The 21,616-nt window shown below is 72.2% G+C and carries 15 protein-coding genes; 4 read left to right on the forward strand and 11 right to left on the reverse strand.

The features are described from left to right. Window positions 1-61: 61 nt before the first annotated feature. From ACFVUY_RS14420 to ACFVUY_RS14435, 4 genes are all read right to left on the reverse strand, one after another. A complete protein-coding gene (locus ACFVUY_RS14420; protein WP_387729915.1) occupies window positions 62-865 on the reverse strand; it encodes an amino acid ABC transporter ATP-binding protein in 804 nt (267 codons plus the stop codon). Further along, window positions 862-1,836, reverse strand: coding sequence for an amino acid ABC transporter permease (locus ACFVUY_RS14425; RefSeq protein ID WP_380550074.1), 975 nt, complete (start codon window positions 1,834-1,836; stop codon window positions 862-864). Before ACFVUY_RS14425 ends, ACFVUY_RS14420 begins: the two co-directional genes overlap by 4 nt. Window positions 1,837-1,873: 37 nt before the next feature. After that, on the reverse strand, window positions 1,874-2,800 hold the full coding sequence (locus ACFVUY_RS14430; protein ID WP_359904494.1) for an ABC transporter substrate-binding protein: 927 nt from the start codon (window positions 2,798-2,800) through the stop codon (window positions 1,874-1,876). A 420-nt stretch (window positions 2,801-3,220) separates the two neighbouring features. Continuing rightward, a complete protein-coding gene (locus ACFVUY_RS14435; RefSeq protein WP_387695215.1) occupies window positions 3,221-4,144 on the reverse strand; it encodes an ABC transporter substrate-binding protein in 924 nt (307 codons plus the stop codon). 585 nt (window positions 4,145-4,729) lie between these two features. On the opposite strand from ACFVUY_RS14435, the gene ACFVUY_RS14440 reads away from it, so the two are divergent. Then, on the forward strand, window positions 4,730-5,923 hold the full coding sequence (locus ACFVUY_RS14440) for an NADP-dependent malic enzyme (RefSeq protein ID WP_380358323.1): 1,194 nt from the start codon (window positions 4,730-4,732) through the stop codon (window positions 5,921-5,923). 98 nt (window positions 5,924-6,021) lie between these two features. Continuing rightward, a complete protein-coding gene (locus tag ACFVUY_RS14445) occupies window positions 6,022-6,984 on the forward strand; it encodes a zinc-binding dehydrogenase (protein WP_387695216.1) in 963 nt (320 codons plus the stop codon). Window positions 6,985-7,046: 62 nt separating this feature from the next. Here the strand turns inward: ACFVUY_RS14445 and ACFVUY_RS14450 are convergent, their stop codons facing one another. The 7 genes from ACFVUY_RS14450 to ACFVUY_RS14480 form a co-directional block, all read right to left on the reverse strand. Then, window positions 7,047-8,087: a PadR family transcriptional regulator gene (locus ACFVUY_RS14450; protein ID WP_380550089.1), complete on the reverse strand. Its 1,041-nt coding sequence runs from the start codon at window positions 8,085-8,087 to the stop codon at window positions 7,047-7,049. A gap of 1 nt (window position 8,088) precedes the next feature. Then, complete coding sequence (locus ACFVUY_RS14455; protein ID WP_359904481.1) at window positions 8,089-8,997, reverse strand: DUF4097 family beta strand repeat-containing protein; 909 nt, start codon at window positions 8,995-8,997, stop codon at window positions 8,089-8,091. A 212-nt stretch (window positions 8,998-9,209) separates the two neighbouring features. Continuing rightward, the gene (locus ACFVUY_RS14460) at window positions 9,210-9,389 is read right to left on the reverse strand and encodes a DUF6104 family protein (RefSeq protein ID WP_387695218.1); all 180 of its coding nucleotides are present in this window, start codon (window positions 9,387-9,389) and stop codon (window positions 9,210-9,212) included. Window positions 9,390-9,441: 52 nt separating this feature from the next. Further along, a complete protein-coding gene (locus ACFVUY_RS14465) occupies window positions 9,442-11,358 on the reverse strand; it encodes a protein kinase (RefSeq protein WP_387729919.1) in 1,917 nt (638 codons plus the stop codon). A 241-nt stretch (window positions 11,359-11,599) separates the two neighbouring features. Continuing rightward, window positions 11,600-15,373: a multifunctional oxoglutarate decarboxylase/oxoglutarate dehydrogenase thiamine pyrophosphate-binding subunit/dihydrolipoyllysine-residue succinyltransferase subunit gene (locus ACFVUY_RS14470; RefSeq protein ID WP_387729922.1), complete on the reverse strand. Its 3,774-nt coding sequence runs from the start codon at window positions 15,371-15,373 to the stop codon at window positions 11,600-11,602. A 233-nt stretch (window positions 15,374-15,606) separates the two neighbouring features. Then, complete coding sequence (locus tag ACFVUY_RS14475; RefSeq protein WP_387729924.1) at window positions 15,607-16,794, reverse strand: sensor histidine kinase; 1,188 nt, start codon at window positions 16,792-16,794, stop codon at window positions 15,607-15,609. Window positions 16,795-16,887: 93 nt separating this feature from the next. Continuing rightward, window positions 16,888-17,625, reverse strand: a complete 738-nt coding sequence (locus ACFVUY_RS14480) for a response regulator transcription factor (protein ID WP_030057574.1) — start codon at window positions 17,623-17,625, stop codon at window positions 16,888-16,890. Window positions 17,626-18,241: 616 nt separating this feature from the next. On the opposite strand from ACFVUY_RS14480, the gene ACFVUY_RS14485 reads away from it, so the two are divergent. Both ACFVUY_RS14485 and lon read left to right on the forward strand, forming a co-directional pair. Next, the gene (locus ACFVUY_RS14485; protein WP_387729926.1) at window positions 18,242-18,952 is read left to right on the forward strand and encodes a rhomboid-like protein; all 711 of its coding nucleotides are present in this window, start codon (window positions 18,242-18,244) and stop codon (window positions 18,950-18,952) included. A 204-nt stretch (window positions 18,953-19,156) separates the two neighbouring features. Beyond that, entirely contained in the window at window positions 19,157-21,607 is a 2,451-nt protein-coding gene (lon, locus tag ACFVUY_RS14490; RefSeq protein ID WP_387729928.1) for an endopeptidase La, read from the forward strand. Window positions 21,608-21,616 lie beyond the last annotated feature (9 nt).

Consider the following 21,616-nt stretch of genomic DNA (forward strand, 5'->3'; position numbering starts at 1 on the left):
GCGGGGGGGGGGGGGGGGGGCGCCGGGCTGGTGGGGCCGGCGGGCCCCCGACGGTACGGGCTCAGAGCACCTTGGACAGGAAGGCCCTGGTGCGCTCGTGCTGGGGGTTGGTGAGCACCTCGCGGGGGTTGCCGGACTCGACCACCACACCGCCGTCCATGAACACCAGCGCGTCGCCGACCTCGCGGGCGAAACCCATCTCGTGGGTGACGACCACCATGGTCATGCCCTCCTCGGCGAGGCCGCGCATGACGTCCAGGACGTCGCCGACCAGCTCCGGGTCGAGCGCGGAGGTCGGCTCGTCGAAGAGCATCAGCTTGGGCTTCATGGCCAGCGCGCGGGCGATCGCCACGCGCTGCTGCTGGCCGCCGGAGAGCTGCGAGGGGTAGTTCTTCGCCTTGTCGGCGAGGCCGACCCGCTCCAGCAGGGCCATGCCGCGCTCGCGGGCGTCGGCCCTGCTCTCGCCCTTGACCTGGACCGGCGCCTCCATGACGTTCTCGACGGCGGTCATGTGCGGGAACAGGTTGAAGCGCTGGAAGACCATGCCGATGTCGCGCCGCTTGAGGGCGACCTCGCGGTCCTTGAGCTCGTACAGCCGGTCGCCCTTCTGCTGGTAGCCGACCAGCTCGCCGTCCACCCAGAGGCGGCCGCCGTTGATCTTCTCCAGGTGGTTGATGCACCGCAGGAAGGTCGACTTGCCGGAGCCGGAGGGGCCGATCAGGCAGAACACCTCGCCCTTCGCCACCTCCAGGTCGATGCCCTTGAGCACCTCGACCGGGCCGTAGGACTTGTGCACGTTCTCGGCGCGGACCATGGGCTCGGCCGTGGCCGCGGCGTCGGCGGGGGTCTTGGTCAGATCGGTCATACGTGACCACCTCCCTCGATCCCCGGGACGACGTCGGCGGTCGTCCTCGGGGCGGGCTTCCCGGCGAACAGGCCCCGCAGTCGCTGCAGCGGGGTGGGCGGGAGGGTGCGGTTGGAGCCTCGGGCGTAGTGGCGCTCGATGTAGTACTGGCCGATGGTCAGCACCGAGGTGAAGAACAGGTACCAGAGGCTGACCACGATCAGCAGCGGGATGTTCTGGTAGTTCCGGGAGTAGATGACCTGGCCGGCCCGGAAGATCTCCTCCAGGGAGATCACGGAGACCAGCGAGGTGGTCTTGAGCATCGAGATGGTCTCGTTGCCGGTCGGCGGGATGATCACCCGCATGGCCTGCGGCAGGACGATCCGGCGCATGGTCTGGAACCGGCTCATGCCGAGCGCGTGCGCGGCCTCGCTCTGGCCCTCGTCCACCGACTGGATGCCGCCGCGGACGATCTCCGCCATGTAGGCGGCCTCGTTGAGGCCGAGGCCCAGCAGTGCGGCGACGAAGGTCGGGATCAGCACGTTGGTCTGCTCGGACCAGAACTCGGGCCCCCACGGGACGCCGATCGACAGCTTGGCCCAGATCAGGCCGAGGAAGTTCCAGAACACCAGCTGCACCAGCACCGGGGTGCCGCGGAAGATCCAGATGTAGACCCACGCGACGCCGGCCAGCAGCGGGTTCGGGGACAGGCGCATCACCGCGAGGATGATGCCGCCGACCACACCCATGAGCATGGCGAGCACGGTCAGTTCCAGCGTCACCAGCAGGCCGTGCATGATGCTGTCGTGGAACAGGTACTGACCGACGATGTCCCACTTGAAAGCGGGGTTGGTGAGGAGGGCGCTCAGCAGCATCGCCGCGAGCAGGGCGATGACGACGGCGCCCGCCCAGCGTCCGGGGTGGCGGACGGGGACGGCCTTGATGATGTCAGGCCGCCCCTTCTCCGCCGTCCCCTTGTCCAAAGAGTTCACGGTGTGGCCTCGGGGGAGAAGATGGAGCGTACGAGGGTCAGCTGACGGCACCGTTGACGGCCGACGTGGAGATGGCGCCGGCCTCGACGCCCCACTTGGTGAGGATCTGCTTGTAGGTGCCGTCGTCGATCAGCGACTGGACGGCGCCCTGAACGGCCGGGGTCAGCTTGGAGCCCTTGGCCAGGGCGACACCGTAGGGGGCCGTGCCGTAGGTCTCGCCGACCTTCTCCAGCTGGCCGCCGGACTGCTTGATCGCGTAGTCGATCACCTGGGAGTCGGCCATCATCGCCTGGTCGCGCCCGGACACCACGGCGTTGGTGACGTCCGTCTGGAGGTCGAACTTGTCGCCCCCGTTCGGGATGCCCGGCTTGCCGGCCTTGGCGCAGTCCGGGTCGCGGGTGTCCTTGATCTCGTCGGCCTGGGTGGTGCCGGTCTGGACGGCGATCTTCTTGCCGCAGAGGTCCTTCGGGTCGACCTTCTCCGGGTTGCCCTTCTTCACCGCGACGGCGCTGCCGGAGTTGAAGTAGGTGACCATGTCGACGATCTGCTCGCGCTCCTTGTTGTCCGTGAAGGACGACATGCCGAGCTGGAACTTGTTCGACTGGATGCCGGGGATGATCGCGGTGAAGCCGGAGTCCTGGACCTCGGCCTTCAGCCCGAGCTTGGCGGCGATGGCGTTGGCCAGGTCGACGTCCATGCCGATGATCTTGCCGCTGTCGTCCTTGAACTCGTCCGGGGCGTACGAGGCGTCCGCGCCCACGACGATCTTGCCGGCGGACTTGACGTCCTCCGGGACGAGCGAGGCCAGCTTGGGGTCGGCCTTGACCTCGTTGACGGTGGCGGAGGCGTTGGGGGCGCCGCCGCCGTCGCTCTTGCTGCTGCTGCAACCGGTCAGCACGAGGGAGACCGACGCGGCGACCACACCGGCTGCGAGGAGCCGGCTGCGCTGGGTACGGGTGGTCATGAGGGGGATCTCCATCCTGGGGGAGAGAGGTCGGGCGGAGCGCGCCGCGGGAGCGGCGCACCGGACCGGCGAGCCGCGCGGCTCGGTACGGGTGCGTGTCGCCGTACGTCGTCGTACGTGCAGGCCGGGTCGTGCAGTTGCCCGGGCGCGGGGGGAGCCGCCCGGGGTCGTACGCGGTACTGCTTCCGCCACCCTCCGCCGAGGTGGACGTTGACCGGACGGCCTCGACCAGTGGCCGGCTCGATCCGAGATGGGGGGAATCCTGCCATCTGATGACAGTCAGGTGGCCCTCATCCAGATCAAAATCGGATAACGAGGGGTCGCACTGTCCGCTATTCGGACTTATTCCGTGCCCCTGTCACCCTGCGCATACGTATGCAGACCGGTCCGTGCCGCACCCGGCGCCCGACCCCCGCCGGATCAGATGCCCCCGTTGACCACCGCGTTCTGCGCCGCGCCGGCGCTCACGTTCCACTTGGCCAGGATCTTGTCGTACTCGCCGCTGCGGATCAGCTGGTCGATCGCCTTGGCCAGCACGTCGCGCAGCTGCCCGTCGTCCTTGCGCACCGCGATCCCGTACGGGTTGGAGGTGGACTGCCCGCCGGTCACCTCGAAGCGGCCGCCGCCGTCGGTGGTCTTCGCCGCGTAGGCGGCCACCGGGAAGTCGTTCAGGCCGGCCGCGGCGGCGCCGGAGGCGACCTCGGCCAGCGCCTTGGCGTCGGTGTCCAGCTTGTGGGGGGTCAGCGGGCGGCCGGCCCGGGCGCAGACGGCCACCTGGCGGGTGACGATCTCGTCCTGGGTGGTGCCCTGCTGGAGCGAGACGGTCCTGCCGCACAGGTCGTCCAGGCCCTTGATCCCCTTGGGGTTGCCCTTCGGGACGACGATCGAGGTGCCGGCGATGAAGTAGTCCACGAAGTCCACGCCGGGGCCGGTCTGCTTGCCGTTCTCGTCCAGGGCGTCGCGGCGCTGGCGGGTGTCGCTGAGTGCCGACATCGCCACGTCGTACTGCTTGGCCTGGAGGTTCGGCACCAGCTTGTCGAAGGGGGTGTCGACGAACTCGACCCGCACGTCGAGGATCCGGCCCAGGGCGGCGGCGAGCTCCGGGTCGAGGCCGGCCGGCTTGCCGTCCGGGCCGCGGTACTCCACCGGGGCGTAGTTGACGTCCATGCCGACCCGCAGCGCCCCGGCCGTCCGCTGGGCGTTCGGCAGCTTGCCGCGGAGGTCCTTGACCGGGTCGTCCGAGGCGGCCTGCCCGCCGCCGCAGCCGGTCAGCAGCAGGGCGCCGGCGGTGGCCAGGGCGGCGGCCGCCGGTATCGGACGACGGGCATGGCGGACGTGAAGCATGAGGGAGGCTCCTGTGGGAGGGACGAGCGGCCGCCACGGTGTCGCGCGGGTGTACGCGAAATGGCGGACAAGCGATCCTGCCATCCCGGCCTGCCGGGCCCGGCGGCGGGTGTGTCAGAATTCGTTACCGGGTGACCCCCGAACGCTCGAACCAGACCGACGAGCCCCGACAGGCTCGGGGTGCCCGGGAACGGAAGTCCTCACGCGGCTCCGTATCCGGGGCGCCGACTCCCCTTCGGATCTGCGTTCACTCCTGCGGGTGCGCGTGCGCTCATGCCGTTGCCGCCGCCGGTGCCCGGCGCTTCCGACGCCGGGCCCTGTGACGCGACGGCACGGCGATGAACCGCACGTGACGAGGACGAAAAGGCATAGGTGCGATGCCTTTCTCCGACCTACGCTCGGCCCGGAAAGCACAACGCGGACAACACAAGACCCCATAAAACCCTCATCCGAGGGCGCCGCCCGACGGCAGCGCCCCGACCCTGACCCCGGGTCCGCTTCGGCGTACCCGGTTTCCGGTTTCCGGCCGGGTCGTCCTGCCCGTCGGCCGCGCGTCCTCGCCAGATCAATGACGAAGAGGTCATCGTGGCAGCGGAGATCATCAGCAGCACCCAGGACACCGACGATCCGGTCGACGCGGTTTTCGCGCTCCACCGCGGCGGCAAGATGGAGATCCGGGCGACCGTCCCGGTGCGCGACGCGGACGACCTGTCCCTCGCCTACACCCCCGGTGTCGCCCGGGTCTGCACGGCCATCGCCGAGCAGCCGGAGCTGGTCAACGACTACACCTGGAAGGCCAACACCGTCGCGGTGGTCACCGACGGCACCGCGGTGCTGGGCCTCGGCGACATCGGCCCGCAGGCCTCGCTGCCCGTGATGGAGGGCAAGGCGATCCTGTTCAAGCAGTTCGGCGGCGTGGACGCGGTGCCGATCGCGCTCGCCTGCACCGGAGTCGACGAGATCGTCGAGACCGTGGTCCGGCTGGCGCCCTCGTTCGGCGGCGTCAACCTGGAGGACATCTCCGCGCCCCGCTGCTTCGAGATCGAGCGCCGGCTCCAGGAGGCCCTGGACATCCCGGTCTTCCACGACGACCAGCACGGCACCGCGATCGTCACCACCGCCGCCCTGTGGAACGCCGCCAAGGTGACCGGCCGTGAGATCGGCTCGCTGCGGGCCGTCATCTCCGGTGCCGGCGCGGCTGGCATCGCCATCGCCAAGATGCTGGTCGCGGCCGGCATCGGCGACGTGGCGGTCTGCGACCGCAAGGGCGTCGTCCACGAGGGCCGCGGCGACCTCACCGACGTCAAGGCCGAGATCGCCGGGCGGACCAACCGCACCGGCCTCAAGGGCTCGCTGGCCGACGCGCTGGCCGGCGCCGACGTGTTCATCGGCGTCTCCGGCGGGACCGTGCCGGAGGAGGTCGTCGCGACCATGGCCGAGGGCGCGTTCGTCTTCGCGATGGCCAACCCCACTCCGGAGATCCACCCCGAGGTCGCGCACAAGTACGCCGCCGTGGTCGCCACCGGCCGCAGCGACTTCCCGAACCAGATCAACAACGTGCTGGCCTTCCCGGGCATCTTCGCGGGCGCCCTCCAGGTCCGTGCCTCCCGGATCACCGAGGGCATGAAGCTCGCCGCCGCCAAGGCGCTGGCCGGCGTCGTGGCCGACGAGCTGACGCCGCAGAAGGTCATCCCCTCGCCGTTCGACGAGCGCGTCGCGCCGGCGGTCACCAAGGCCGTCGCCGAGGCCGCCCGGGCGGAGGGCGTGGCACGGATCTGACGATCCGACCGGACATCCGCCGAACGGCCCGGGGCCGGGACACGCGTCACACCTCCGCGTGGTTCCCGGCCCCGGCCGTCGCGGCTATCGTCCGGGGCATGTTCGCTGCCTACGCCGCACGTATCGACGCCGCCGACCCGCTGAGCGGGCTGGAACTGGGCGACCTCCCCGAGCCGCAGGCCCGTCCCGGGTGGAGCGTGGTCACGGTCCGGGCCGCCAGCCTCAACCACCACGACCTGTGGTCGCTGCGCGGGGTCGGCCTGCCCGCCGAGAAGCTGCCGATGATCCTCGGCTGCGACGCCGCCGGCGTCGACGAGCACGGCAACGAGGTGGTCCTGCACTCGGTGATCGGCCAGAGCGGCCACGGGGTCGGCCCGGACGAGCCGCGCTCCATCCTGACCGAGCGCTACCAGGGCACCTTCGCCCAGCGGGTCGCGGTGCCCACCTGGAACCTGCTGCCCAAGCCCGCCGGGCTGAGCTTCGAAGAGGCCGCCTGCCTGCCCACCGCCTGGCTGACGGCCTACCGGATGCTGTTCACCAACGCCGGGGTCAAGCCCGGGGACACCGTCCTGGTGCAGGGCGCGGGCGGCGGAGTGGCGACCGCGCTGATCGTCCTCGGCAAGGCGGCCGGCCTGCGGGTCTGGGTCACCGGACGGGACGAGGCCAAGCGCGCCCGGGCGGTGGAGCTCGGTGCCGACGCGGCCTTCGAGAGCGGCGCCCGGCTGCCCGAGCGGGTGGACGCGGTGCTGGAGACGGTCGGCGCCGCGACCTGGTCGCACTCGGTGAAGTCGCTGCGCCCGGGCGGCACCGTGGTCATCTCCGGCGCCACCTCCGGCCCCAACCCGAGCTCCACCGAGCTGAACCGGATCTTCTTCCTGGAACTCAAGGTGGTCGGCTCGACCATGGGCACCAAGGAGGAGCTGGCCGGGCTGCTCGCGTTCTGCGCCAACACCGGCGTCCGGCCGGTGATCGACTCGGTGCTGCCGCTGGCCGAGGCCCGGGACGGCTTCGCCCGGCTGGCCGGGGGCGACGTCTTCGGGAAGATCGTCCTCACCCCCTGACGCCGCGGCGGCCCGGCGCCCCCGAACGGGGGCACCGGGCCGTCACCCTCCGGACCGCCGGCTCAGCCGAGCAGCCGCTTCAGCCGCTCGCCCGCGGCGCCCAGCACCGTACGGGCCTCGGCCAGCTTGTCCGCGCTCACCCCGCCGTCCCGGGCCGCGTCGCGGACCTGGTCGCGGAAGCGGTCGAGCAGCCGCTCCAGCTCGCGGGCCGGGTCCCCGGCCGGGTCGGTGCGGGCCCACGGCGGCAGGTCGGCCGCGGCGTCCGCGGCGGGCCCGTCCTTGTCCAGGTCGATCCGGGACACGGTGATCCGCTCGGCGGACCCGGCGGGCTCCTCCTGCGCACCGTGGCCCCAGCGGGCCGCGTCGGCCAGCCCGGCCAGGCCCTTGGTCAGCTCCGAGAGGCCCTCGGCCAGCCCGGTCGGCCAGTCGCCCTTCGCGGCGTGCTCGCGCACCTGCTGCTCGACCCGCCGCTTGATCCGCAGCGCCTCCTGCTGCGCGGCGGTGCGGGAGGCCTTGGCCTGCTCGCGCAGCCGGCGGGCCTCCGCCTCGGCGGCCTTCGCCTTGGCCTTGGCGGCCTTCTCCTGCTCCCGGGCGCGCTTGGCCTGCTCCTTGGCCTGCTGCTTGAACTGGGCGAACTCCTCCTTGGCGCGCTGCCAGGACTCGTTGTCCCCCCAGGGCCCGGCCCACGGGTCCCCGCCCTCGGTGCGCTCCGGCCGGGGCGCCTGCTTCGCGGCGTTCCACAGCTCCTCGCGCAGGTCCTTGGCGCTGTCCCGGACGTCCTCGCGGATCGCCCCGGCGAGCTGGGCCACGGAGTCGTGGATCTCCACCTCCAGCTCCTCCAACTCGACCTGACGGGCTTCGAGTTCGGCGCGTCCGGCGTCGGTCAGCCGGTACACCTTGCGGCCGCCCTCGGTGCTGTGGGCGACCAGGCCCTCCTGCTCCAGCTTGGCCAGCCGCGGGTAGACCGTCCCGGCCGAAGGGGCGTACAGGCCCTGGAACCGCTCCTCCAGCAGCCGGATGACCTCGTAGCCGTGCCGCGGGGCCTCGTCCAGCAGCTTCAGCAGGTAGAGGCGGAGCCGGCCGTGGCCGAACACCGGGGTCATCTCAGGCCTCCTTGGTGAGGTTCGGGGTGCCGGGGCCGGCCGGGAGCTCCTTGACCACCACCGGGCCCTCCTCCTCCGAGTCGGGGCGGCGCAGCACGGTGACCGCGCCGGAGACGGTGGTGACGTGGAGGCTGCCGCGGCCCTCGCCGAGCCGGCCGGAGATCTTCTTGGCGCCCCAGGTGCTGCTCATCTGGAGTTCCTCGAAGGTGCTGGAGACGTCGCCGCTGGTGGAGCCGGCCTCGACGGTGGCGTCGGCCAGCGAGGGGATCCGGACCACGACCGCGCCGCTGACGGTGTTGACCTTGACGTCGGTCTCACCCGCCACGTCGAGGTCCAGGGTGACGGCCCCGGTGACGGTGTTGGCCTGGATCCGGTCGGCGGTGCCGGCGATCACGGTGAGCTGCCCGGAGACGGTGTTGACCTTGAGCCGGCCGCCGACCGCCTGGGCGTCCACGTCGCCGGTGACGGTGCTGGCCTCGATCCGGCCGGTAACCCCGGCGAGGGTGGTGTCGCCGTTGGCGCTCTGCACCGAGACGTGCCCGCTGACGCCGCTGACGGTGGCGTGCGCCGACACGGTGCCGACCTTGACCTCGACGTCGGCCGGGACGGTCACGGTCACGCCGGCGATCCGCTTGCGCTTGAAGGAGCCGAAGAAGTTCTTCACCGAGCCGACCGACTTCAGCCAGTCGCCGAACTCGCCCCAGCTGTTGATGTCCTTGTAGGTGACCGTCAGGACGCCGTCCACCAGGGTCACGTGCAGGGGGTCGCCGACCAGCTCGGTGACCTCCAGGCGGGCCGGGCCCTCGGCCGCGACCACGTTCACCGTGCCCTCGATGGTCCGCACGTGCAGCGTGCGCACCGACTCGTCGAAGGTGATCCTCTCGGTGTCCTCGACCGTCCACTGGCTCATCTCTGCCGCCTCCCGTCGCGGATCGCGATGTATCGCGTTCTCTTTTAAAGACGATATATCGCGTGCTGGCAGAGTCAAGCGTGCCGGACCCCGATCCCGACCCCGATCCGTCCCCGAGACCTCCCCTACGGGGACGGCGGGGCTCCGTACCCGAACACGCGCGAGGCCCGGGAGGCGGTTGCCTCCCGGGCCTCGCGGCGGCCGTCACCGGGTCACTCGTCGTCCTCGTCGTCGAGCCGCGCCAGCCAGGTGGCCAGCCGCTCGACCGGGACCTCGAAGTCCGGGTTGAGGTCGACGAACGCGCGCAGCTGCTCGGCCAGCCACCCCAGGGTGACCTCCTCCTCGCCGCGCCGGTTCTCCAGTTCCTCGATGCCTCGGTCGGTGAAGTACACGGTTCGCTCCGGTCCGATGGGGATTGACCTGGTCAGGATAGTCCGGGGCCGATCAGCCGTTGTAGCGGTAGTAGCTCAGCGCGATGCGGACCGCGTCGGTGCCCGTCTCGTGGCTGATCATCTTGACGATCGCGACGCTGCGGTCCTTGCGGTTGCGCACGCAGAACACCCGCCCCGGCGGGACGTCCGCCCAGGTGAGCTTGGCGGTGGGGTTCTGGTCGATGGCCGAGGAGCACTGCTCGGGGGTGAGCGAGCCGTCCCGGCTGATGAACCGGTCGAAGTCGGTGTCCACCCGGGGGCCGGAGCTGTCCGGGTCCATGAAGGTGGCCGAGCCTCCGGACGGGCCCACCTTGCCGGCCGCGAGTTCGAAGCCGTAGTCGTGGCCGGGCGAGCCGAGCTCCCGGTCGGTGTAGACCGCGACGTAGGCGCCGCCGGGCAGCGGGGTCCCGGAGGCCGTGGGGGCGGACGGCTGCGTGGGCGTGGGGGTGGTCGGGGCCGCGCTCGGCTTCTGGCTCTGGGGGGCCGCCGGGGTGGTCGCGGGCGGCAGCGGGTCGGAGGTCCTGGTGACGGTGACCTCGGGGGCCGGCCCGGCCGCCGACCCCTTGCCGTCGTCCAGCTTCTTCATCAGCACCACGCCGCCCGCGGTGCCGCCGACCGCCATCACCAGGGCGACGGTGAGCAGCACCTTCCAGGACACCCCGCCCTTGCGCCCGGGCGCGGGCTCCGGGGCGGCGGTCACCGCCGGGCCGGGCGGCGGGGTGTCGTGGGACGGCGGCTCCGGCTGGTGGAACCCGACGGTCGGCGGGGTGGGCAGCACCGGTGCGGTCGGCGACTCGGTGGGCGGCTGCGGGGCGCCGTACGAGCCGACCGGCGGCGGCGCGAAGCCGGACGGGGGCGTCGCCGGCTGCTGCGGCGGGTGGGCCGCGGTGGCCGGGTGGGCCGGCGCGCCGGCGGGCGGCGGGGGAACGGCCGGCATCGCGGGCAGCGGGGTCGGCGGGGTGGCGGGTGCGGCCGGCAGCGGGGTCGGCGGGGTCCTGGGGAGGTCCGAGCGGCGGGTGATCTCGGTGCTGACCTCGCGCGGCAGCCAGTCGTCGCCGAACCGCAGCTGGCCGCCGACCTCCGGGTGGTTGCGGGCGGCCTGGATGATCTCGGCGGGCGTGGGGCGGTCCTCCGGGGACTTCGCCAGGCAGCGCTGGATCAGTTCGCGCAGGTCCGCCGGGACGGCGGTGAGGTCCGCCTCCTCGTGCACCACCCGGTAGAGCACCGCGGTGTCCGGGCCGTCGCCGAACGGCGCGGTGCCGCCGGCCACGTACGCGGCCAGGGCGCCGAGCGCGAAGACGTCGGTGGCCGGGGTGACCGGGCGGCCCTGGGCCTGCTCGGGGGACATGAAGGCGGGGGAGCCGATCCGGTAGCCGGTGCCGGTCAGCGCGGTGGCGTCGGCGGCCCGGGCGATGCCGAAGTCGATCACCCGCGGGCCGTCCCCGGCGACCAGCACATTGGCGGGCTTGAGGTCGCGGTGGACCACCTCGACGCTGTGGATCGCCTGGAGGGCCTCGGCGATGCCGCCCATCAGCAGCAGCACGGTGCGCACCGGCAGGGCGCCGTTCTCGCGCACCACCTGCTGCAGGGACGGGCCCGGGACGTACGCGGTGACCAGCCAGGGGGCGTCGCCGTCCAGGCCGCCGGAGTCGATCACCTGCGCGGTGTAGAGCCCGTGGATGCGCTGGGCGCTGCTGACCTCCTGGGCGAAGCGGCGGCGGAACTCGCCGTCCTCGGCGAACTCCGGGCGCACCACCTTGAGTGCCACCGGGCGCCCGCCCGGGGTGTAGGAGAGGTAGACCCGGCCCATGCCGCCGGCGCCCAGCCGGGCGAACAGCCGGTAGCCGCCGACCTCCCGGGGGTCGTCCGGGAGGAGCGGCTGGAAGACCGGAGGAAGTTTTCCGGCGTCCCGAGGCGTGTCGGCGGTCATGCGGTGATCCCCCTGGGAGAGCGGTGAGGCGGTACGGCCGCGGCGGCCGGGCGCGTGGACGGGCGCCTGGTCGCCGGACGGCGAGCCATAACCTATCGATCCGTCAGGAGTCCGCGCACGGCGGTTCCGGATTGGTTGCAGAGCTGGAACCGAACGGGCGGCGGGCACCGACGCCCGTGGCCCCGCCCTCCCGATGGGGAGGACGGGGCCACGGGCGTTCGGACCGCGGGGCTTCGGCGCGTCAGAGCGCGAAGACCTCCTCGACCAGTGCCTGCTGCTCGGCGGCGTGCCGCTTGGCCGAGCCGACCGCCGGGGACGAGGCCGCCGTGCGGGCGACCCGGCGCAGCCGGGCGTCGCCGCCGGTGCGGCCGATGACGACCTGGAGGTGGTCCACCAGGTTCATCGCGATGAACGGCCAGGCGCCCTGGTTGGCCGGCTCCTCCTGCGCCCAGACGAACTGGACGTTGTCGCCGTAGCGGGCCAGCTCCTCCTGGAGCTCGGCCACCGGCAGCGGGTAGAGCCGCTCGACCCGGACGATCGCGGTGTCGGTGACGCCGCGCTCGGTGCGGGCGGCCGCCAGGTCGTAGTAGAACTTGCCGGCGGTGATGACCACCTTGCGGACCTGCGCCGGGTCGACGGTGGAGTCGCCGATGACCGGGCGGAACGAGCCGGACAGGAACTCCTCGGTCGCACTCGCCGCGGCCTTCAGACGCAGCATCGACTTCGGGGTGAAGACGACCAGCGGCTTGTGGTGCGGGTTGTGCGCCTGCCAGCGCAGCAGGTGGAAGTAGTTCGACGGCAGGGTCGGCATGGCGACCGTCATGTTGTTCTGCGCGCACAGCTGGAGGAAGCGCTCCGGGCGGGCGGACGAGTGGTCCGGGCCCTGGCCCTCGTAGCCGTGCGGCAGCAGCAGGGTGACGCCGGAGTGCTGGCCCCACTTCTGCTCGGCGGAGGCGATGTACTCGTCCACCACGGTCTGCGCGCCGTTGACGAAGTCGCCGAACTGCGCCTCCCACATGACCAGCGCGTTCGGGCGGGTCAGCGAGTAGCCGTACTCGAAGCCCATGGCCGCGTACTCCGACAGCAGGCTGTCGTAGACGGTGTAGCGGGCCTGGTCCTCGGTGAGGTACTGCAGCGGGGTGTAGTCCTCGCCGGTCTTGCGGTCGATCAGGACGGCGTGCCGCTGGCCGAAGGTGCCGCGGCGGCTGTCCTGGCCGGCCAGGCGGACCGGGTGGCCCTCCATCAGCAGCGAGCCGATGGCGAGGGTCTCGCCCATCGCCCAGTCGATGGTGTTGTCCTCGACCGAGCCGGCGCGGCGCTGCAGCTGCGGCAGCAGGCGCGGGTGGACGGTCAGCCAGTCCGGGTGGTTGACCTGGGAGGCGGCGATCCGCTTGACCATCTCCTGGGAGATGCCGGTCCGGATGGAGACCGGGAAGTCGGCGACCGGCTTGCCCGTGGTGGTGTCGGCCGGGGCCTGGGCCGCGTCGCGGACCTCGGCGAAGACCTTCTCCAGCTGGCCCTGGAAGTCCTGGAGCGCCTGCTCCGCCTCTTCCATGGTGATGTCGCCGCGACCGATCAGGCCCTCGGTGTACAGCTTGCGCACCGAGCGCTTCTTGTCGATCAGGTCGTACATCAGCGGCTGGGTGAACGACGGGTTGTCGGCCTCGTTGTGACCGCGGCGGCGGTAGCAGATGAGGTCGATCACCACGTCCTTGTGGAACTCCTGGCGGAACTCGAAGGCGAGCCGCGCGACGCGGACCACGGCCTCCGGGTCGTCGCCGTTCACGTGGAAGATCGGGGCCTCGATCATGCGCGCCACGTCGGTGCAGTACATCGAGGAGCGCGAGGACGCCGGGGCGGCGGTGAAGCCGACCTGGTTGTTCACCACGACGTGCACGGTGCCGCCGGTGCGGTAGCCGCGCAGCTGCGACATGTTCAGGGTCTCCGCGACGACGCCCTGGCCGGCGAAGGCCGCGTCGCCGTGGATCTGGATCGGCAGCACCGGGAAGGTGGTGCCGCCCTGGTCCAGGATGTCCTGCTTGGCGCGGGCGATGCCCTCGACGACCGGGTCGACCGTCTCCAGGTGGGAGGGGTTCGCGGCGAGCGAGACCTTGATGGTCTCGCCGTCCAGGCCGGTGAAGGTGCCCTCGGAGCCCAGGTGGTACTTGACGTCACCGGAGCCGTGCATCGACTTCGGGTCGAGGTTGCCCTCGAACTCACCGAAGATCTTGCCGTACGGCTTGCCGACGATGTTGGCGAGCACGTTCAGGCGGCCGCGGTGGGCCATGCCGATGACGGCCTCGTCGAGGCGGTGTTCGGCGGCGGCGTCGATGGTCGCGTCCAGCAGCGCGATCAGCGACTCACCGCCCTCCAGCGAGAAGCGCTTCTGCCCGACGTACTTGGTCTGCAGGAAGGTCTCGAAGGCCTCGGCCGAGTTCAGCCGGCGAAGGATCCGCAGCTGCTCCTCGCGCTCGGGCTTCGCGTACGGCTTCTCCAGGCGCTCCTGCAGCCACTTGCGCTGCTTCGGGTCCTGGATGTGCATGTACTCGATGCCGACGGTGCGGCAGTAGGTGTTGCGCAGCAGGCCGAGGATGTCGCGGAGCTTCATCATCTTCTGGCTGCCGAAACCGCCGACCGCGAACTCGCGCTCCAGGTCCCACAGGGTGAGGCCGTGGGTGGTGACGTCCAGGTCGGGGTGCTTGCGCTGCTTGTACTCCAGCGGGTCGGTGTCGGCCATCAGGTGGCCGCGGACCCGGTAGGAGTGGATCAGCTCCATGACGCGGGCGGTCTTGTTGACCTCGTCGTCGTGGGTGGTGGCGACGTCGGTCGCCCAGCGGACCGGCTCGTACGGGATCCGCAGCGACTCGAAGATCTCGTCGTAGAAGCCGTTCTCGCCGAGCAGCAGGCGGTGGATCTCGCGCAGGAACTCGCCGGACGCCGCGCCCTGGATGACGCGGTGGTCGTAGGTCGAGGTCAGCGTCATGATCTTGGAGACGCCCAGGCGGGACAGGGTCTCCGGGGCGGAGCCCTGGAACTCGGCCGGGTACTCCATGGCGCCGACGCCGACGATGGTGCCCTGGTTCTGCATCAGGCGCGGCACGGAGTGCACGGTGCCGATGCCGCCGGGGTTGGTCAGCGAGACCGTGACGCCGGTGAAGTCGTCCATGGTCAGCTTGTTGGCGCGGGCCCGGCGGACGATGTCCTCGTAGGCCTGCCAGAAGCCGAAGAAGTCGAGCGTCTCGGCCTTCTTGATGGCCGCGACGACCAGCTGGCGGTCGCCGTTCGGCTTGACCAGGTCGATGGCCAGACCGAGGTTGACGTGCTCCGGCTTGACCAGGAAGGCCTTGCCGTTCTCCACCTTGTAGCTGTAGTTCATGCCCGGGGCGGCCTTGATGGCCTGGACCAGGGCGTAGCCGATCAGGTGGGTGAACGAGACCTTGCCGCCGCGGGCGCGCTGCAGGTGGTTGTTGATGACGATGCGGTTGTCGATCAACAGCTTCGCCGGCACGGCGCGGACCGAGGTCGCGGTCGGCACCTCCAGCGAGGCGTCCATGTTGGTGGCGACGGCCTTCGCCGGGCCGCGCAGCTGGATCAGCTCGGGGCCGGCGGTGGCGGCGGCCGCGGCCGGCGCCGGGGCGGCGGCCTTGGGAGCCGGGGGCGCGGCGGGCGCGGCGGCGAGCGGAGCCGGAGCGGCGGCCGGGGCCGGGGCGGCCGGAGCAGCCGGGGCGGCGGCGGGCGCGGCCGGAGCAGCAGCCGCGGCGGGCGCGGCCGGAGCAGCAGCGGGCGCGGGGGCAGCGGCAGGGGTCGGCGCGGAGCCGGCCTGGGTCGCGGCCTGGGTCACTGGGGTCACCTCGGTACCGGGCTTGTAGTCGGCGAAAAAGTCCCACCAGGCTCGGTCGACCGAGTTCGGGTCCTGGAGGTACTGCTGGTAGATCTCGTCGACGAGCCACTCATTGGGGCCGAAGCCAGTGGAGCTTGCCGAGCTGTTGGGGGTTTCAGGGGACTGTGGCGACACGGCGGCAACCGCCCTCTTCCGCTTCCTTTTGGGATGTTTGGACAGCGGGGATTAAGGCTACGCCCCTGACCAGTGATCGCGCAGTCCCCGGGGCCCAGGCGTCGCCCAGATCACAGTGCTGACCTGCACTTTGGCTGAAAAAGTGCGTTAGAAAGCCGCATCTGAGGGGAACCGATCGGTGCCGATCAGTGGGCATACCAGGACCAAACCGGACAAAAACTCGGTCGAATCCTCTAACGATCTTCGTATGCCTCTGTGTCGGATCTGTGACAAATGTCCCGACCGTCACCTGGGCGCGGTCCGGGCAGCCGGACCTCGATCCGGCAGCCGCGCGGGGACTCGGCCACCGCGATCCGCCCGCCGTGCAGGTCCACCGCCCAGCGGGCGATGGCCAGACCCAGGCCGGTACCGCCGTCCGCCCCCGGTCCGGCGGCGGTCGCGGTGCCGCTGCGGCTGAACCGGTCGAAGACCCGGGTGCGGTCGGCCGGCGGGATGCCGGGGCCCTCGTCCTCGACCTCCAGCAGCAGGCCGCCCTCCTCGCCCTCCGGTCTCGCCCGCACCGTCACGGTGCCGCCGGGCGGGGAGTGCTTGCAGGCGTTGTCGACCAGGTTGGCGACGACCTGGTGGAGCCGTTCCGGGTCCGCCACGCCGGTCAGGCCGGTGGGGCTGACCTCCAGGGCCAGCCGGACGTCCCCGCGCCGGGAGAAGGCGCCGCCGGCCGTGGCGCCGTCCACGGTGACCCCGCGCAGCACGCCGTCCAGGAACTCGCGCACCTCGAAGGGGCGGGCGTCCAGGGCGACCACGCCGTCGTCGATCTTGGAGAGGTCGAGCAGGTGGGTGACCAGCCGGCCGAGCCGCTCGGTCTGCTCCAGCGCCGCTCCCAGGGTGGCCGGATTGGGCTGGACGACGCCGTCCACCACGTTCTCCAGGACGGCGCGCAGCGCGGCGATCGGCGTGCGCAGTTCGTGCGAGACGTTGGCGACCAGCTCGCGGCGGTGCCGGTCGGCGGCCTGGAGGTCGGCGGCCATGGCGTTGAAGGCGGCCGCCAGCTCGCCGATCTCGTCGCGCGAGCCCGCCTCGACCCGGCGGGTGTAGTCCCCGGAGGCCATCGCGCGGGCGGCGGCCGTCATCTCGCGCAGGGGGGCGGTGAGCCCGTGCGCGAGGAACTGCATGAAGAGCAGCGAGGCGATCATGGAGAAGACCATGATGATCCGGATCTGGGTCTCGGACCGGATCGCCACGACCACCATCCCGGTGGCCAGGAACACGGAGACGATCACGAGCAGGGTGAGTTTGCCCTTGATCGAGCGGACCGGATCGAGCGGCCGGATGTCGGCCCAGACCCGGCGGGCGGCGCGGGCGGCCAGGTTCTGCTGCCGCGTGCCGTCGGATTCCCCGTTGCGTTGCTGTGGAAAGGTCATTGTCCCCTGTGGTCCCCGCGTCGTCCCCCCGCGTGGTGGCACGGCGTCGTCCGGACACGGGCCCCCCGGTGGCCCGTCGCCCGGTCAATGCCGTCAGGAGAGCGGGGCCTCCAGGGCGTAGCCGACACCGTGGACGGTGCGGATCCAGCTGGCGCCGATCTTCCGGCGCAGCGCCTTGACGTGGCTGTCCACCGTGCGGGTGCCGGACGCGTCGGTCCAGTCCCAGACCTCGGCCAGCAGCTGCTCGCGGGTGAGCACGGCGCGCGGCTGGGCGGCCAGGCAGGCGAGCAGGTCGAACTCGGTCGGCGTCAGGTGGACGTCGCCCGAGGCCAGCCGGACCCGGCGCTGCACGTGGTCGATCTCCAGCTCGCCGAACCGCAGGCTGCCCAGCGCGGGCGTGCGGGCGGCCTGCTGGGCGCGCTCGACGCGGCGCAGCAGGACGTTGACGCGGGCGGCCAGTTCGCGCATCGAGAACGGCTTGGTCATGTAGTCGTCCGCGCCCACGCCGAGGCCGACCAGCAGGTCCGTCTCGTCGTCGCGGGCGGTCAGCATCAGCACCGGCACCGGGCGCTGGGCCTGGATCCGGCGGCACACCTCCAGCCCGTCGAAGCCGGGCAGCATGATGTCGAGGACCACCAGGTCCGGCTGCCAGGTGTGGAAGCCGTCGACCGCGCCGGGGCCGTCGTGGGCCACGGCGACCTTGAAGCCCTCGGCGCCCAGCCGGGCGGCGATCGACTCGGCGATCGTGGGCTCGTCCTCCACCACCAGGACTCTGCGCTGGCTGCTCACAGTGCCACCGGTGTTGTGGTTGTCCTGCTGAATTTCTGTCACGGTCACGCCACCGCCCCCAGGGCTGCGGGCCGGCCACCTGTGGGGATGGCGGGCTCCGCTCGTAGTCTTGTTCCGTCGTGGACTGTGCCGGGTCCGCCGTCCCGCCGCGCGATCGGGAGCCGAGGACGGATGGTCGGCCGCCCACGTCTCCCGCGCACTTCGCAGCGTACGGACAGCGGATGCTTCCCGGCAGGTGGACCGGACGTTTCCGGCCCGTGGGCCGGCTGTCGGGCCGCCCTCGGACCCACTGCACGAGTGGGCACGGGCCGATACCTTACCCGGCGAATTTTCACTGCGTAACGGTACGTATGCAGTTCAGTTGACGCCAAGTCGCCGGTCAGAGGCCCTACTGCCGCGTTGCGGGGGAGAAGGTCTGGACCAATGTCGGGAATCCCGCCGTCCGCTACGGCGGTGTTCTTCACGGGCTTTTCCCAGGTGCCTCTCAGAACCTCGACGTACCGTGGCCACGACAACACCCGACCGGGCGGAACCCGCGGTGCGCGCCGGTACGTTGGGCCCGGGCGGGGAGCCGGTGGCTGCGGCGTGGAGCGGAGGCGTCATGGCGGGACTCGGACGGAGTGCCGACGGGTGCGGGGGCGCGGGGGCGCCCTACGGAATGCTCCGCCTCGGGCTGCGCGCCGGCGTCCTCCAGTGGCTGCTGGAGCGGGTGCCGACACCCCGGAGCACGCCCTTCACGCTCGGGTACCTCGCCGTCGTGGGCGCCACCACGACCTTCGCCAGGCTCGCCGACCCGGAACTCGTCCAGCGGCTGCAGGAGGCCTCCAGCTCGGACGGGCACAACCTGCTCCAGCATCCTTTGCGCGCTCTTGTGCTGAGCGGATTCTGGGTGGCCGGCGAGGTGTGGATGCCCTACCTGTGGGGATTCGCGCTCACCCTCGCCCCGCTGGAGCGCAGGGTCGGTCCGGCCCGGGCGGCGGCGGTGTTCGCGGTCGGGCACGTCGCGGCCACGCTGCTCTCCCAGGGGGTGGTGATCACCGCGGTGGAGACCGGGCGGATGGCGCCCGAGGCGATGGACTACCTGGACATCGGGGTCAGCTACGGCGTGCTCGCCTGCCTGGGCGCGGTGGCCGGGCTGCTCTCCTGGCGCGGGCGGCTGCTCGCGCTGGGCGGTGCGGGGCTGATGATCGCCCAGCAGATCGCCACCGACAAGGACGTGATCACGGGGGTGGGGCACCCGGCCGCGGTGCTCACCGGGGTCGCGCTGTGGCGCTGGCTGCGCCGGGTGGAGCGGCGCCCGCCCCGGCCGCGTCCGGCCGTCGCGACGGCCGCCGGCGGTGCGTCCGCGCGGGTGTGGACGGCGCGTTGACGCCGTCGTCCGGCCGGGGCCGTCCGGGCCCCGGGGGCCTCCTGCCGGGGTTCCCCGAGGTGCGCCCACCCCTCTCTTGACGGAGTCGGGCGCGGGCTTCCCGGCCCGATTCGTGTTCGCTCACGGCGAACAGAGCGCCGGGAACATCCGGCGGCCGCCAAGCCTTAGTCAGGTCGACTCAAGTTCGCTGACTGGGGAGAGATCATGGCATCGACGTCCACACCGCTCACCCTGCCCGTGCTGCCGCTCGACGACGAGGTCGTCCTGCCGGGCATGGTCGTGCCGCTGGACCTGAAGGACGCCGAGGTGCGCGCCGCGGTCGAGGCCGCCCGGGCCGCCGCCACCGGCACCGGCAAGCCGCAGGTCCTGCTGGTCCCGCGGGTGGACGGCTCGTACGCGGCGGCCGGCACCCTGGCCACCGTGGAGCAGGTCGGACGGCTCGCGGACGGCGATCCGGCGGCGCTGGTGCGCGCCGTGCGCCGGGTCCGGATCGGGGCCGGCACCACCGGCCCCGGCGCCGCCCTCTGGGTGGAGACCACGCCGTTCCGGGAGTCCTCGGTGGGCACCCCGGTGGCCGGCCGGGCCGCCGAGCTGGTCAAGGAGTACAAGGCGCTGTCCACCCAGTGGCTGCGCAGGCGCGGCGCCTGGCAGATCGTCGACCGGGTGGCGCAGATCGAGGGCGTCGGCGAGCTCGCCGACAACATCGGCTACGCGCCCTTCGCCACCGCCGAGCAGAAGCTCAAGGTGCTGCTGGAGGCCGACCAGGTCGCCCGACTGGAGTACGCGCTCACCCTGCTGCGCGACCACCTCGCCGAGGAGGAGGTCAACGACACCATCCGCAAGGACGTCGAGGAGGGCGTGGCCAAGCAGCAGAAGGAGTTCCTGCTCCGCCGCCAGCTGGAGGCCGTCCGCAAGGAGCTGGCCGAGCTGAACGGCGGGGCGGCCGACGAGGAGGGCGACTACCGCGCCCGGGTCGAGGCCGCCGACCTGCCCGGGAAGGTCCGCGAGGCCGCGCTCAAGGAGGTCGACAAGCTGGAGCGCTCCTCCGACCAGTCGCCCGAGGGCTCCTGGATCCGGACCTGGCTGGACACCGTCCTGGAACTGCCCTGGAGCGAGCGCACCGAGGACGAGTACGACATCGCCGGCGCCCGCGCGGTGCTGGACGCCGACCACACCGGCCTCGACGACGTGAAGGACCGCATCGTCGAGTACCTGGCCGTCCGCAAGCGCCGGGCCGACCAGGGGCTCGGGCCGGCCGGCGGCCCTCGGGAGGGGCAGCGCGGAGCGCTTCCCACCAGCGGCACCGGCGGGCGACGGGCGGGCGGCGCGGTGCTGGCCCTGGTCGGCCCGCCCGGCGTCGGCAAGACCTCGCTCGGCGAGTCGGTGGCCCGCGCCATGGGCCGCAAGTTCGTCCGGGTCGCCCTCGGCGGCGTCCGGGACGAGGCGGAGATCCGCGGCCACCGGCGCACCTACGTCGGCGCGCTGCCCGGCCGGCTGGTGCGGGCGATCAAGGAGGCCGGCTCGATGAACCCGGTCGTCCTGCTCGACGAGATCGACAAGGTCGGCTCCGACTACCGGGGCGACCCGGCCGCCGCCCTGCTGGAGGTGCTGGACCCGGCGCAGAACCACACCTTCCGGGACCACTACCTGGAGGTCGAGCTCGACCTCTCCGACGTCGTCTTCCTCGCCACCGCCAACGTGCTGGACGCCATCCCCGGGCCGCTGCTCGACCGGATGGAGCTGGTCCGGCTGGATGGCTACACCGAGGACGAGAAGGTCGCCATCGCCCGCGACCACCTGCTCCCGCGCCAGCTGGAGAAGGCCGGTCTCGGCGGCGGGCAGGTCACCGTGGACGAGGCGGCGCTGCGCAGCCTCGCCGGGGAGTACACCCGGGAGGCGGGCGTGCGCACCCTGGAGCGCTCGATCGCCCGGGTGCTGCGCAGGATCGCCGCGCAGGCCGAACTGGGCGAACGCGAGCTGCCCGCCCAGGTCGGCCCGCAGGACCTGCGCGCCCTGATCGGCCGGCCGCACCACGTGCCGGAGTCCGCCCAGGAGCCGGCCGAGCGCCGCACCGCCGTCCCCGGCGTGGCCACCGGCCTCGCGGTGACCGGCGCCGGCGGCGACGTCCTCTACATCGAGGCCTCGCTGGCCGACGCCGAGACCGGCGGCACCGGGCTGACCCTCACCGGACAGCTGGGCGACGTGATGAAGGAGTCCGCGCACATCGCGCTCTCCTACCTGCGCTCGCGCGGCGCCGAGCTGGAGCTGCCGGTCACCTCGCTGCGGGACCGCGGCGTGCACCTGCACATCCCGGCCGGGGCCGTCCCCAAGGACGGGCCGAGCGCGGGCATCACCATGACCACGGCGCTGGCCTCGCTGCTCTCGGGCCGCAGGGTGCGCACCGACGTGGCGATGACCGGCGAGGTGTCGCTGACCGGGCGGGTGCTGCCGATCGGCGGGGTGAAGCAGAAACTGCTCGCCGCCGACCGGGCCGGGGTCACCACGGTGATCATCCCCAGGCGCAACGAGGCCGACCTGGACGACGTCCCGGCCGAGGTGCTGGAGCGGCTCACCGTCCACCCGGTGGCGGACGTGCGGGAGGTGCTGGAGCTGGCGCTGGAGCCGGCCGGGGCCACGGTGCTGGTGGCCGCCTGACCGCCGGCC

The organism is Kitasatospora sp. NPDC058063, from assembly GCF_042885395.1.
GTDB classification, from domain to species: domain Bacteria; phylum Actinomycetota; class Actinomycetes; order Streptomycetales; family Streptomycetaceae; genus Kitasatospora; species Kitasatospora lactacystinica.

Coding starts and splice junctions, on each gene's coding strand:
- ACFVUY_RS14420 (WP_387729915.1), bottom strand. CDS start 865: ATGACCGATCTGACCAAGACCCCCGCCGACGCCGCGGCCACGGCCGAG.
- ACFVUY_RS14430 (WP_359904494.1), bottom strand. CDS start 2,800: ATGACCACCCGTACCCAGCGCAGCCGGCTCCTCGCAGCCGGTGTGGTC.
- ACFVUY_RS14435 (WP_387695215.1), bottom strand. CDS start 4,144: ATGCTTCACGTCCGCCATGCCCGTCGTCCGATACCGGCGGCCGCCGCC.
- ACFVUY_RS14445 (WP_387695216.1), top strand. CDS start 6,022: ATGTTCGCTGCCTACGCCGCACGTATCGACGCCGCCGACCCGCTGAGC.
- ACFVUY_RS14450 (WP_380550089.1), bottom strand. CDS start 8,087: ATGACCCCGGTGTTCGGCCACGGCCGGCTCCGCCTCTACCTGCTGAAG.
- ACFVUY_RS14455 (WP_359904481.1), bottom strand. CDS start 8,997: ATGAGCCAGTGGACGGTCGAGGACACCGAGAGGATCACCTTCGACGAG.
- ACFVUY_RS14465 (WP_387729919.1), bottom strand. CDS start 11,358: ATGACCGCCGACACGCCTCGGGACGCCGGAAAACTTCCTCCGGTCTTC.
- ACFVUY_RS14475 (WP_387729924.1), bottom strand. CDS start 16,794: ATGACCTTTCCACAGCAACGCAACGGGGAATCCGACGGCACGCGGCAG.
- ACFVUY_RS14485 (WP_387729926.1), top strand. CDS start 18,242: ATGCTCCGCCTCGGGCTGCGCGCCGGCGTCCTCCAGTGGCTGCTGGAG.
- lon (WP_387729928.1), top strand. CDS start 19,157: ATGGCATCGACGTCCACACCGCTCACCCTGCCCGTGCTGCCGCTCGAC.